This window comes from Pseudomonas sp. RL (assembly GCF_000647775.1).
GTDB classification, from domain to species: Bacteria; Pseudomonadota; Gammaproteobacteria; order Pseudomonadales; family Pseudomonadaceae; genus Serpens; species Serpens flexibilis.
In genome coordinates, this window is the sequence record NZ_JBOY01000105.1 from 19,729 (window position 1) to 32,059 (window position 12,331).

A 12,331-nucleotide genomic window follows, 5' to 3' on the forward strand; every position below is an offset into this window, starting at 1 on the left:
AGGGAGGAGCGCTTGGCGCAAGATGTAACGAGGGTGAAACGAAACAGGCCAAACACCTGTCTCGAATGTGAGACAGCGACCGGACTAGAGCCCTCCGGTGTGTCAAAGGTTCGAAACAGATAGGCAGGGCTTCTCCGGGAATCGGGGAAGCCCTGCCAGCTGCAGCTGAGGGGGGGGTCAGACGCGGAATTGGCCGAGGAGGCGGTTGAGGTGTGCGGCCAGCTGGTTGAGATGCTGGCCTGCATCGCTGGTCTGGTCGGCGGATCGCACGATCTCGTGCGCGAGCCCGGCGGCCTCGGTGACGTTGCGGTTGATGTCGTCGATCACGTGCGATTGCTGCAGCGTGGCACTGGCAATCGAGGCGTTCACCCCGGCCAGATTGCGCAGCGCCCCGGTGATCTGCTCCAGCGTCTCCCGGGCAAGGCCAGCCTGTTCCACGGTGAGTCGGGTGGCCTGGTTGCTTTCGGCAATTACCTTGACCGCGTTTCCGGAGTTGCCCTGCAGTCGCTCGATCATCTGCTGGATTTCCGCAGTCGACTGCTGGGTACGCTGCGCCAGCAGGCGCACTTCGTCCGCCACCACGGCGAAGCCTCGACCCTGCTCGCCAGCCCGTGCCGCCTCGATGGCGGCGTTAAGCGCCAGCAAGTTGGTCTGTTCGGCGATGCCGCGAATGACCTCCACGACGGTACCAATCTGCGTGCTCTCGTCGGCCAGCCCCTGGATGACGTCCACGGCCTGGGCGATTCGCGCCGACAGCTGGTCGATCTGTTCGAGGCTGCGGTCGATGTTCTGACGACCCTGGCGGGCCTGGGCTTCGGCCTGGTTCACCTCGCTGGAAGCCTGCTCGGCGTTGCGCGCGACATCCTGGACGGCGTAGCTGACCTCGTTGACAGCCGTGGCAACCTGCTCCATCTGCAAGGACTGCTTCTGGCAGAACTGCTGGCTGTTACCGGCCACCTGGTTGAGACCGTCCGCCGATTGCTGCAGGGAAACGGCATCCTTGAGTAGACGTTCAACGAGCTGGTGAAGGTTCGCGGTGAAGCGGTTGAAATGCTCGGCCATGTGGCTGACCTCGTCCCGGCCACGCGCTTCCAGGCGTTGTGTCAGATCGGCTTCGCCACTGGCGATACTGGCCATCGCCTGCACCGCATCATTCAGCGGCCGGGTGATGCTGCGGGCAATCAACGTCAGCAGCAGGCCGCTGAGCAGAACGATAACCATGCCAATGGCTGAGGCCTTGAAGGTCTGGGTAATGAACTGCTCGCGGATATCGTCGATATATACGCCCGTTCCCAGAATCCAGCCCCAGGGCTCGAAGAGTTGTACATAGGAAATCTTCGGCACCGGAGTGTCGTGGCCTGGCTTGGGCCAGCGGTATTCGACGGTACCGGCACCCCGGGCCTTGACCACGCTGACCATGACATTGAACAACTCCGTCCCGTCCGGATCCTTGTAATCACGCAGGGACTCGCCGTTCAGTTTCGGGTTGGTCGGGTGCATGATCATGCGCGGATGCAGGTCATTGACCCAGAAGTAGTCGTTTTCGCCATAGCGCAACTGCGCCAGCAGCTTCTGGGCTTCCTCCTGGGCCTTGGCGCGGTCCATGACCCCCTGGGTTTCCAGGCGATGGTACTGCTGGAGAATGCCGAGGGCGCTTTCGACCAGGTGCTGTGTCTTTTCCGCTTTCCCCCGGTGCAGATCCCCATAAAGTTGCTGGAGCTGGAATACCCCCTGGACAACTAGCATCAAAAGGAATAGGGCAAGGATTAGCCAAAGTCGGTGGCGAATAGGCAAGGAGCGCAAGAACATGGTGTTAACCCTGATTCATTTTTATTTACGGTGACTCTGGCTGCTTTGCTTCAAGTCGATAGGTTGCCGCAAGTCGGCGTAAGTTGCATCAGGGTGCGACATAACGTCCATTACCCTTTAGGCGAAGTTCAACTCCTCTTGGAAGTCAAAATTCAATATTAGATAGGGAGGTAATAAATAAATCGCTGCAAGAACCGCGGGAAAAGAACGTTTTTCCATCGATATCCAAGCTCTGGTAGCATGGCGCGCCCCTAGCCGACCCTGATGCCGGCACCTTCTCGAACCGGGCGCAGCGCGCCGCCCCCTAAGGAGTGTTATGGATCTTTGGACCGCCTTTCAGGCCTTGCTGCTAGGCATTGTCGAGGGACTGACTGAGTTTCTACCGATTTCAAGTACCGGCCATCAGATCATCGTTGCCGACCTCATCGGGTTTGGCGGGGAAAGGGCGCGGGCGTTCAACATCATCATCCAGTTGGGAGCCATTCTTGCGGTGGTCTGGGAGTACCGCCGCAAGATCCTCGATGTGGTGGTCGGGCTGCCGCGTCAGCGCTCGGCGCAGAGCTTCACTTTCAACCTGCTGCTGGCCTTCCTGCCGGCGGCTGTGATCGGTGTGATCTTTTCCGACCTGATCCACGAGTTCCTCTTCAACCCCATCACCGTGGCTGCTGCCCTGGTTGTAGGTGGCGTCGTGATGCTCTGGGCGGAGCGGCGTCCTCATGCCGTTCAGGCCGAAACGGTCGATGACATGCGCTGGTCGCAGGCGCTGAAGGTGGGTTGCGCCCAGTGCCTGGCCTTGATACCCGGCACCTCGCGTTCGGCCTCGACCATTATCGGCGGCCTGCTGTTCGGCCTGTCGCGCAAGGCGGCCACCGAGTTCTCCTTCTTTTTGGCCATGCCCACGATGGTGGGTGCCGCGGTGTACTCCGGCTACAAGTACCGGGACCTGTTTCAGCCGGCCGATCTGCCGGTCTTCGCGCTGGGTTTCGTGGTGTCGTTCATCTTCGCCATGCTGGCGGTGCGCGCGCTGCTAAGGTTCATCGGCAATCACAGCTACGCGGCGTTTGCCTGGTATCGCATCGCGTTCGGTTTGCTGATTCTCGCTACCTGGCAGTTCGGATGGATCGACTGGAGCACAGCACAAGGTTGAAACCCGCCCACTTGCTCGTGTTTGCCGCCCTGATGGCGGTCCCGGTTGGCAGCGCCCTGGTGCTGGGCTTTCCCATTGCACTGGTGGCCTACCTGCTGGCCAGTTTGGTGACCTACGGCCTGTACCGGCATGACAAGCGCCAGGCGCAGCGCGGCCGTTGGCGCATTCCAGAAAAGCTGCTCCACGCGGCGGCCCTCTACGGGGGTTGGCCTGGAGCACTGGTTGCCCAGCAGCGCCTGCGCCACAAGACACGCAAGCTCCGCTTCCTGATGCCGTTCTGGAGCATCGTGATCGTGCATCAGCTGTTCTGGGTCTACTGGCTGCTGCCAGAAAGCTACCGGTTCCTTAGCTGACCAAACACACGTCGAAGGGCTGTTTTGGCTGGAGGGAAGGCGTACAATCCGCCCCTTTTTGCCCCTCCGGGGCAGCTCAAGCAGGAACCCGCCTTGATCTCCACCGCCAATATCACCATGCAGTTCGGCGCCAAGCCGCTGTTCGAGAATGTTTCCGTCAAGTTCGGCAATGGCAACCGCTACGGCCTGATCGGCGCCAACGGCTGCGGCAAGTCCACCTTCATGAAGATCCTTGGCGGTGAGCTGGAGCCATCCGCTGGCCAGGTGATGCTCGAACCCAACACCCGCCTGGGCAAACTGCGCCAGGACCAGTTTGCCTACGAAAACAACACCGTGATCGACACTGTGATCATGGGTCACGAGCAGCTGTGGAAGGTCAAGGCCGAGCGTGATCGTCTCTATTCGCTGCCGGAGATGAGCGAGCAAGAGGGCATGGCGGTGGCCGAGCTGGAAGTGGAATTCGCCGAGCTGGATGGCTACACCGCCGAGTCCCGCGCCGGCGAGCTGCTGCTGGGCGTCGGCATTCCGCTGGACCAGCACTTCGGTCCGATGAGCGAGGTGGCGCCGGGCTGGAAGCTGCGCGTGCTGCTGGCGCAGGCGCTGTTCTCCGATCCAGACGTGCTGCTGCTCGACGAGCCGACCAACCACCTGGATATCAACACCATCCGCTGGCTGGAAGGCGTGCTCACCGCGCGCAACAGTACCATGATCATCATTTCCCACGACCGCCATTTCCTGAACAGCGTGTGCACGCACATGGCCGACCTGGATTACGGCGAGATCCGCCTGTTCCCGGGCAACTATGACGAGTACATGATCGCCGCGACCCAGGCCCGCGAGCGCCTGCTGTCCGACAACGCCAAGAAGAAGGCGCAGATCGCCGAACTGCAGACCTTCGTCAGCCGTTTCTCGGCCAACGCCTCGAAGGCCAAGCAGGCCACCAGCCGTGCCCGGCAGATCGACAAGATCCAGCTGGAAGAGGTCAAGCCGTCCAGCCGTGTCAGTCCGTTCATCCGTTTTGAACAGACCAAGAAACTTCACCGCCAGGCGGTGACGCTGGAGAAGGTCAGCCAGGGTTTCGATGGCCAGGCGCTGTTCAAGAACCTGTCGCTGCAGATCGAGGCCGGCGAACGCGTCGCTATCATCGGCCCCAACGGCATCGGCAAGACCACGCTGCTGCGTACCCTGGTCGGCGAGATGCCGCCCATGACCGGCGAGGTGAAATGGACGGAAAGCGCCGAAATCGGCTACTTCGCCCAGGACCATGCCGAGGACTTCGAAGACGACGTCACCCTGTTCGACTGGATGGCCCAGTGGACCCAGGGCGGCGAGCAGTTGGTGCGCGGCACCCTGGGCCGCATGCTGTTCTCCAACGACGAGATCAAAAAGTCGGTGAAGGTCATCTCCGGTGGCGAGCAAGGCCGCATGCTGTTCGGCAAGCTGATCCTGAAGAAGCCCAACGTGCTGGTGATGGACGAGCCGACCAACCACCTGGACATGGAGTCCATCGAGGCGCTCAACCTGGCGCTGGAGAACTACCCGGGCACGCTGGTCTTCGTCAGCCATGACCGCGAGTTCGTCTCCTCGCTGGCCACCCGCATCATCGAGCTGTCGGAAAACGGCGTGACCGACTTCAGCGGTAGCTACGACGACTACCTGCGCAGCCAGGGCGTTCTCGTTTAACCCAGGGTAGGGCGCCGCGCTGTGGCGCCCTACCCGCGGTAGAACACCTGCACCAGGTGATAGCCGAACTGGGATTTCACCGGCCCGTGAACTTCGCCCACGGCCTTCTTGAAGATCACCTCGTCGATCACCCGCACCATCTGGCCCGGCCGCACCTCGCCCAGATCGCCGCCGCGCTTGCCGGACGGGCAGGTGGAGTATTTCTTCGCCAGCGTGTCGAACGGCTCACCATTGGCCTGGCGTTTCTTCAATTGGGCCGCTTCGGCTTCGGTCTTCACCAGGATGTGGCGTGCCATGGCTTTGGCCATTCTTGGACTCCTTACTGCGGGGGGCGGCATTCTGCCGGCTTCACCCGCGCGGCTCAACGCAGGAGCTCAAGAATCCGCTGGCAGGTGACGTTCCCTTTAACCCGGTCTTTATCCATGAACAGCGCAAAGAACCCCCTGCACGGCGTCACCCTGGAGCATCTGCTGACCGAGCTGGTCGAGCATTACGGTTGGCCAGGATTGGCACAGCGTATCGACATCCGCTGTTTCAGCAGCGATCCGAGCATCAAGTCCAGCCTGACCTTCCTGCGCAAAACACCCTGGGCGCGGGACAAGGTCGAGGCGCTATATGTGCAGTTACGCCAGCGCAAAGGCTGAGACAGCACGGCTATAGTGCTCACGCCCCCATTGCTCGGAAAGCTACTCATGCGCGCGTTATTGCTCATTTCCCTGCTGTCTTGCGCCGGCATGGCGCTCACCGAGCCACGCCTGCTGGCGCTGAGCGTCGGCGGCCATGCCTTGCATGCCGAATACGTCTTCACCGCCGAGGATCGCCAGCGTGGCCTGATGGGGCGCACCGAGCTCGCCGAATCCGCCGGCATGCTGTTTCGCTTTCCGCAGCTGAAGACCCAGTGCCTGTGGATGAAGAACACGCCGTTGCCCCTGTCGGCGGCATTTCTGGACGAGGCGGGGCGCATCATCAACCTGGTTGACCTGCACCCGCACGACCTCACCGTGAAGTGCTCCAGCGCTCCGGCGCGCTATGCCCTGGAAGTCAATCAGGGCTGGTTCAACCAGCGAGGCATCGTGCCCGGCCTACCGTTCGCGGGCCTGCCCGCCGACTGAGCGCAGCGAGCAGGCCGTACTTCAAGTAGAACATCAAGAATCGTTTTTCTTGCCAGTTCAGCAGCTTGAAAAGGCTTTCCAGAAGCGACCTCAGGAAATGCGCTCGGCGATATCCACCAGTTGCTCGCGCATCCAGCGGTTGGCCGGATCCTGGTCGGTACTTTCGTGCCAGTACAGGTGACTGGCCAGCAGCGGCACATCGGCCAGCGGCAGCTCGGCCACATGCAGGGCCTGCTGGCGTGCGAAGCGCTCTGGCACGGTGAGCAACAGGTCGGTTTCCTGCAGCACCCGGGTGGCCATCAGGTAGTGGGGCGAGCGCAGGGCGATGCGCCGCTGCTTGCCCAGCTTGCCCAGTGTCAGGTCGACATAGCCCAGACCATTGCGGCGACTGGAGATATGGATATGGCCTGCCGCCAGATAGCCTTCCAGTGTCAGCGGTCCGTTTGCCAGTGGGTGTCCCGGGCGCATGGCACAGACGAAACGGTCTTCCAGCAGCTTGATGTGACGCACCTGCGGGTCGCTGTTGAGGGGCACGTCCACGGCGAAATCCAGCTTGCCTGCAGCCAGTTCACTGGTGGTTTCCCGGCGTCGCGCCAGGGTGCTTTCGATACGCACCTGCGGTGCCAGGCGACCCAGGCGCTGGAAAAGCGGCGGCAGCAGAATGGCTTCGCTCAGGTCGGTCATGCCGATACGAAACGTCTTTGACGCCTCGACGGGGTTGAAGGTCCGGCTTTCCTGCACCGACACCCTCAGCAACTGCAGGGCCTGGCGCACCGAGCCGATGATGTTCTGTGCCATGGGCGTGGGCACCATGCCCTGGGCGGTGCGCACGAACAGCGGATCGTTGAAGGTCTCGCGCAACCGCGCCAGCGCGTTGGATACCGCCGGCTGGGTGATGCCGACGATCTGCCCGGCGCGGGTCAGGTTGGCTTCGCTGTAGATGGCATCGAAGACGATGAACAGGTTGAGGTCGACCTTGCTGAGTCCCATAACGTGAGTTCCCTGCGAAAACGAGCGTGCCGGATATTATCCAGGTTATGAATGTTTATACACGCCAAAAATAGGCTGGGTATATCTGCAGGGCTGTCCTAGGATTTCGACCAGTCATTCGACCCTACAGGTGCCAGCATGGATTTCGCCTATTCGCCCAAGGTGCAACAGCTTCGTGAGCGGCTCACCGCGTTCATGGAGGAACATGTCTATCCCGCCGAGGCGGTGTTCGAACAGCAAGTGGCCGAGGGCAATCGCTGGCGGCCGACGGCGATCATGGAAACGCTGAAGGCCAGGGCCAAGGCGGAAGGGCTGTGGAACCTGTTTCTGCCCGAGTCCGACTATGGCGCTGGCCTCTCCAACCTGGAGTACGCGCCCCTGGCCGAGATCATGGGCCGTTCGCTGATCGGCCCGGAGCCCTTCAACTGTTCCGCGCCGGACACCGGCAACATGGAGGTGCTGGTCCGTTACGGCAGCACCGAGCAGAAGAAGCGCTGGCTCGAACCGCTACTGGCCGGCGAGATCCGTTCCGGCTTCGCCATGACCGAGCCCGGCGTGGCCTCCTCGGACGCCACCAACATGCAGGCCAGCGCCCGGCGTGACGGCGACGAGTGGGTGATCAACGGCCGCAAGTGGTGGACCTCCGGCGCCAGCGACCCGCGCTGCACCGTGCTGATCTTCATGGGCCTGACCAACCCGGACAACCCGCGCCACCAGCAGCACTCGATGATCCTGGTGCCCAAGGACACCCCCGGCGTGACCGTGGTCCGCCCGTTGCACGTGTTCGGTTACGACGACGCGCCCCACGGCCATGCCGAGGTGCTGTTCGAGAACGTGCGCGTGCCCTACGAGAACGTCATCCTCGGCGAGGGTCGCGGCTTCGAGATCGCCCAGGGGCGCCTCGGCCCCGGGCGCATCCACCACTGCATGCGCTCGATCGGCATGGCCGAACGCGCCCTGGAACTGATGTGCAAGCGCTCGGTCAGCCGTACCGCCTTCGGCAAGCCACTGGCCCGCCTGGGCGGCAACCTGGACCACATCGCCGACTCGCGCACCGAGATCAACATGGCGCGCCTGCTGACTCTCAACGCCGCCTACATGATGGACACCGTGGGCAACAAGGTGGCGGCCAGCGAGATCGCGCAGATCAAGGTGGTGGCGCCCAACGTGGCGCTGCGGGTGATCGACCGCGCCATCCAGATGCACGGCGGCGCCGGCGTCTCCCAGGATTTCCCGCTGGCCTACTGGTACGCCATGCAGCGCACCCTGCGTCTGGCCGACGGCCCGGACGAGGTGCACCGCGCCAGCATCGGCAAGCACGAACTGGCCAAGTACGTGCCGCGCGAGGCGCTGCGCGGTCGCTGAGGCGCAAGCACCCCTGTCTAAGCTGAGAATGGGCAGCGAGGGCAGGGGCATGGCGGAACAGGCGCGACTGCTGGTGGTGGATGACGACGCCGAGGTGCGCCGTCTGCTGGGCGACTACCTGGGTGGCCAGGGTTACCAGGTGGAAGGCTGCGCCGACAGCACGGCCCTGCGCCAGTCGCTGGCCGCGCAGCTGCCCGATCTGGTGCTGCTGGATGTGGGCCTGCCCGGCGAGGACGGCCTGAGTCTGGCGCGCTTCCTGCGCGAACGGCACGACCTGCCGGTGATCATGATCTCGGGCGCCGGCACGCCCCTGGACCGCATCGTCGGCCTGGAGGTCGGTGCCGACGACTACCTGGCCAAACCCTTCGAGCTGCGCGAACTGCTCGCCCGGGTGCGCAGTGTGCTGCGTCGCTATCGCGCCGTTCCGACCGCGCCGCAAGCTGCCGAGCCGCAGCCATCCGGCATCCCGCTCGGGCGTTTCCGCCTGGAGCTGGACAGCCGTCGGCTGCTCGACGAGCGGGGCGCCGACGTTGAGCTGACCGCCATGGAATTCGACCTGCTGCAGGCCTTCGCCCAGCGCCCGAACCGGCCGCTGAGCCGCGACCAGTTGCTCAACCTGACCCAGAACCGCGACTGGAGCCCGTTCGACCGCTCCATCGACATCCGCATCGCCCGCCTGCGCCGCAAGCTCGAGGACGACCCGGAAAAGCCGCAGATCATCCGCACCCTGCGCGGGGTCGGCTACATGCTGGTGACCGGACGGCGCTGAAGGTTTCAATTGTTTCAGTCTGGTTTCCGGCCGGCCGGTGCGGCGGGCCGGCTTCCTATACTGGCGCTGAACTGACACCGCACGCGGGGAGGGCGTCATGGGCAAGCGCACCTGGCCTGAAGCGGGCAATCCGCTGCGGCAGATCGTCGACAACAGCAGCGCGGTGATCTTCATCAAGGACATCGAAGGCCGCTACCGGCTGGTCAATCCGGCCTTCGAGCGTCTGTTCGGCGTACCTGCCGAGCGGGTGCTGGGCCGCGACGACCACCAGCTGTTCCCGGGCGAGATCGCCGATGCCCTGCTGTGCAACGACCGCCGCGTGGTCGAGCAGGGGCGCTCCATCGAGGTCGAGGAACAGGTGCTCTGGCAGGGGCGCCAGTACACCTACCTGACCACCAAGTTTCCGATCTGCGACAGCCACGGCCAGGTGGTCGGGGTGGGCGGCATCGCCGCCGACATCAGTGAGCGCAAGCGTACCGAGGACGCCCTGCGGCATGTCGCGCTGGGCGTGTCGCGGGCCACCGGCAACGCGGTGTTTCCCGCCACCGTGCGCTATCTGGCGTCCTCCCTGCAGGTGGATTTCGCCTTCGTCAGCCACGCCAGCCGGCCGGACAGCACCCACCTGTCCACCCTGGCGGCCAGTTACCGGGGCGAAGCCATCGCCAATTTCGATTACGTGCTGCAGGGCACCCCCTGTGCGGAAGTGTTCGGCCAGCGCTTTCTCTACATCCCGCAGGGCCTGGGCGAACGCTACCCGCTGGATGCGCTGCTGAAGCACATCCGTATCGACAGCTATGCCGGCTACCCGTTGTTCGCCAGCGATGGCCGTCCGCTGGGGCTGATTGCCGTTGGCCATGCGAGCGAGTTGCCGGAACGCGAGCGCGTGGAGTCTGTGCTGCGCATCTTCTCGGTGCGGGTCGCGGCCGAGGTGGAGCGGGCGACGCTCGAACAGCAGTTGCGCCAGGCGCAGCGCATGGAGGCCATCGGCCACCTGACCGGCGGCATCGCCCACGATTTCAACAACCTGCTGACCAGCATGCTCGGCTACACGCAGATGGCCGAGGAACTGGCGGGCGAGCGCGGCGACGCGCCACTCGGCCGCTACCTCGGGCGCATCCGCCAGTCGGCCGAGAAGGCCCGCGACCTGATCCGCCAGATGCTGGTCTTCAGTCGCGGCAGTCGGGGTCAGCCCCGCGTGGTGTCGCTGGCCGCGCTGGTCGAGGAGTTTCGCCCGCTGCTGCAATCCGCCTTGCCGGCCGGCATCGAGCTGGATCTGCAGCTCGGCCAGGGTCTCGCGCCAGTACGGGTCGACCCGCTGCAGCTGGAGCAGGTGCTGATGAACCTGTGCATCAACGCCCGCGACGCCATGAACGGCAGCGGACGCCTGCGCATCGCGCTGCACGCGCGCAGCCTGGTGGACGGCCTGTGCGCGTCCTGTCAGCAACGCATCGCCGGCGACTTCCAGGCGCTGTGTGTGGAAGACAGCGGGCCCGGTATCGACGAGTCCGTTCAGCACACCATCTTCGAACCCTTCTACACCACCAAGGCGCCGGGGCAGGGCAGTGGCATGGGGCTGTCCATGGTGCACGGTCTGGTGCACGAGTACGGCGGTCACCTCCTGCTGCACAGCCAGCCGGGGAAGGGCGCCCGCTTCGAGGTGCTGCTGCCCGGCCTGCCGGGCTCACCGGCTGTGTCGGCCCGGCCGGCCGGCGACCATGAAACGCCGCGCGAGCAGCTCCGGGGGCGGGTCTGCGTGGTGGATGACGATCCGCTGGTAGGCGAGTACCTGCAGGACTGCCTGAGCCACTGGGGACTGCAGGTCACCGTCTGGAGCGACGCCGAACAGGCGCGCACGGCGTTGCTGGCAGAGCCCGGAGCCTGGGATGCGCTGATTCTCGACCAGAGCATGCCGCGCCTGTGCGGCCTAGCGCTGGCCAAGCAGGTGCTGGCGGTGCGTGCGGACCTGCCAATCGCCCTGCATAGCGGCTTCAGCGATCCGGACGATGAACGCACTGCGCGGCAGCTCGGACTCACACTGTTGCACAAGCCGGTGGCCGCGCCGGTACTGCACGACTGGCTGAGCAGCCGGTTGCCAGGCTGAAACCCTTCGGCAACACACCGGCAGCACTCCGACATCGGCGCGATACGCACGGGGCGAATACTGGCCTCGACTGCCACCCAGGGCAGCCGTCACCGGAGGTTCCCATGCACCGCTCATCCCTGACCCGCGCCATGCACTGGCTGCGCGCCTACCTCGATTCTGACCAGTTGTTCTTCATCTACCTGGCCGAAAGCCAGCGTCATGCAGGCTGATGCCCGGGAGGTTCCGATGAAACGCCTTGCCATCTTCGCTTACGGCATCCTCTGCTATGCCGTGTTCTTCGCCACCTTCCTCTACGCCATCGCCTTTGTCGGCGATCTGCCCGGCGTGCCGCGCACCATCGACGGCGCGCCACGGATGGCGTCCCTGCCGGCACTGCTCATCGACCTGGTACTGCTGGCCCTGTTCGCCGTGCAGCACAGCCTGATGGCGCGGCCGGCCTTCAAGGCGCTGTGGACGCGGATCATCCCGGCGGCCGCCGAACGCAGCACCTATGTGCTGTTCTCCAGCCTGGCGCTGATCCTGCTGTTTCGCTTCTGGCAGCCGCTGGGCGGGCAGGTCTGGTCAATCCACAGCACCGTCGGCCAAGTGCTGATGTACGCCGGCTTCGCCTTCGGCTGGGCGCTGGTGCTGTACAGCACCTTCCTGATCAATCACTTCGATCTGTTCGGCCTGCGCCAGGTCTGGCTGCACCTGCGCGGCCAGGCCTACCGGCCGCTGGCGTTCAAGACCCCGGCCGCCTACCGGCTGGTGCGGCATCCGCTGTATGTGGGCTGGTTCTTCGCCATCTGGTGCACGCCGCAGATGAGCATGACCCACATGCTGTTCGCCCTGGTGACCGCGGCCTACATCCTCACGGCGATCCGCTTCGAGGAGCACGACCTGCTCGCCGCGCACCCGGAATACGCCGATTACCGGCGCCGCGTGCCGATGCTGCTGCCCCGGTTGCGCACGCCCGCCGAGCCGCTCGATGAAGCGATCTGATTGGCATGAAACGACAAG

At 64.2% G+C, this 12,331-nt stretch carries 12 protein-coding genes; 9 read left to right on the forward strand and 3 right to left on the reverse strand.

Going from position 1 to position 12,331, the window contains the following annotated elements; genetic code table 11:
- Positions 1–177: 177 nt before the first annotated feature.
- Positions 178–1,809, reverse strand: a complete 1,632-nt coding sequence (locus AS93_RS0115130; RefSeq protein ID WP_037009528.1) for a methyl-accepting chemotaxis protein — start codon at positions 1,807–1,809, stop codon at positions 178–180.
- A gap of 316 nt (positions 1,810–2,125) precedes the next feature.
- On the opposite strand from AS93_RS0115130, the gene AS93_RS0115135 reads away from it, so the two are divergent.
- The 3 genes from AS93_RS0115135 to AS93_RS0115145 all read left to right on the forward strand — a co-directional run bounded on the left by AS93_RS0115135 (position 2,126) and on the right by AS93_RS0115145 (position 4,992).
- Positions 2,126–2,956 carry an undecaprenyl-diphosphate phosphatase gene (locus AS93_RS0115135; protein WP_027591395.1) on the forward strand — a complete coding sequence of 277 codons (831 nt, stop codon included), beginning with the start codon at positions 2,126–2,128 and terminating at the stop codon, positions 2,954–2,956.
- Complete coding sequence (locus AS93_RS0115140) at positions 2,926–3,309, forward strand: DUF1294 domain-containing protein (protein WP_051587504.1); 384 nt, start codon at positions 2,926–2,928, stop codon at positions 3,307–3,309. Before AS93_RS0115135 ends, AS93_RS0115140 begins: the two co-directional genes overlap by 31 nt.
- Before the next feature lie 93 nt (positions 3,310–3,402).
- A complete protein-coding gene (locus tag AS93_RS0115145) occupies positions 3,403–4,992 on the forward strand; it encodes an ABC-F family ATPase (protein WP_027591397.1) in 1,590 nt (529 codons plus the stop codon).
- A gap of 29 nt (positions 4,993–5,021) precedes the next feature.
- Here the strand turns inward: AS93_RS0115145 and AS93_RS0115150 are convergent, their stop codons facing one another.
- Complete coding sequence (locus AS93_RS0115150) at positions 5,022–5,300, reverse strand: peptidylprolyl isomerase (protein WP_027591398.1); 279 nt, start codon at positions 5,298–5,300, stop codon at positions 5,022–5,024.
- Between the two features lie 114 nt (positions 5,301–5,414).
- On the opposite strand from AS93_RS0115150, the gene AS93_RS0115155 reads away from it, so the two are divergent.
- Both AS93_RS0115155 and AS93_RS0115160 read left to right on the forward strand, forming a co-directional pair.
- Positions 5,415–5,636 carry a VF530 family protein gene (locus tag AS93_RS0115155; RefSeq protein WP_027591399.1) on the forward strand — a complete coding sequence of 74 codons (222 nt, stop codon included), beginning with the start codon at positions 5,415–5,417 and terminating at the stop codon, positions 5,634–5,636.
- 48 nt (positions 5,637–5,684) lie between these two features.
- Positions 5,685–6,104 (forward strand): DUF192 domain-containing protein, encoded by a 420-nt coding sequence (locus AS93_RS0115160; protein WP_027591400.1) that lies wholly within the window; start codon positions 5,685–5,687, stop codon positions 6,102–6,104.
- Positions 6,105–6,194: 90 nt separating this feature from the next.
- Here AS93_RS0115160 and AS93_RS0115165 read toward each other — a convergent pair whose 3' ends face one another.
- Positions 6,195–7,094, reverse strand: coding sequence for a LysR family transcriptional regulator (locus AS93_RS0115165; protein ID WP_027591401.1), 900 nt, complete (start codon positions 7,092–7,094; stop codon positions 6,195–6,197).
- A 138-nt stretch (positions 7,095–7,232) separates the two neighbouring features.
- Here AS93_RS0115165 and AS93_RS0115170 point away from each other — a divergent pair, with 138 nt between their 5' ends.
- The 4 genes from AS93_RS0115170 (at position 7,233) to mddA (ending at position 12,313) form a co-directional block, all read left to right on the forward strand.
- Positions 7,233–8,459 carry an acyl-CoA dehydrogenase gene (locus AS93_RS0115170; protein ID WP_027591402.1) on the forward strand — a complete coding sequence of 409 codons (1,227 nt, stop codon included), beginning with the start codon at positions 7,233–7,235 and terminating at the stop codon, positions 8,457–8,459.
- Positions 8,460–8,508: 49 nt separating this feature from the next.
- Positions 8,509–9,228, forward strand: coding sequence for a response regulator (locus AS93_RS0115175; protein WP_027591403.1), 720 nt, complete (start codon positions 8,509–8,511; stop codon positions 9,226–9,228).
- A 97-nt stretch (positions 9,229–9,325) separates the two neighbouring features.
- Complete coding sequence (locus tag AS93_RS19990) at positions 9,326–11,329, forward strand: PAS domain-containing protein (protein ID WP_051587505.1); 2,004 nt, start codon at positions 9,326–9,328, stop codon at positions 11,327–11,329.
- Between the two features lie 228 nt (positions 11,330–11,557).
- On the forward strand, positions 11,558–12,313 hold the full coding sequence (mddA, locus tag AS93_RS0115190) for a methanethiol S-methyltransferase (RefSeq protein WP_037009532.1): 756 nt from the start codon (positions 11,558–11,560) through the stop codon (positions 12,311–12,313).
- The last annotated feature ends 18 nt before the right edge of the window (positions 12,314–12,331 follow it).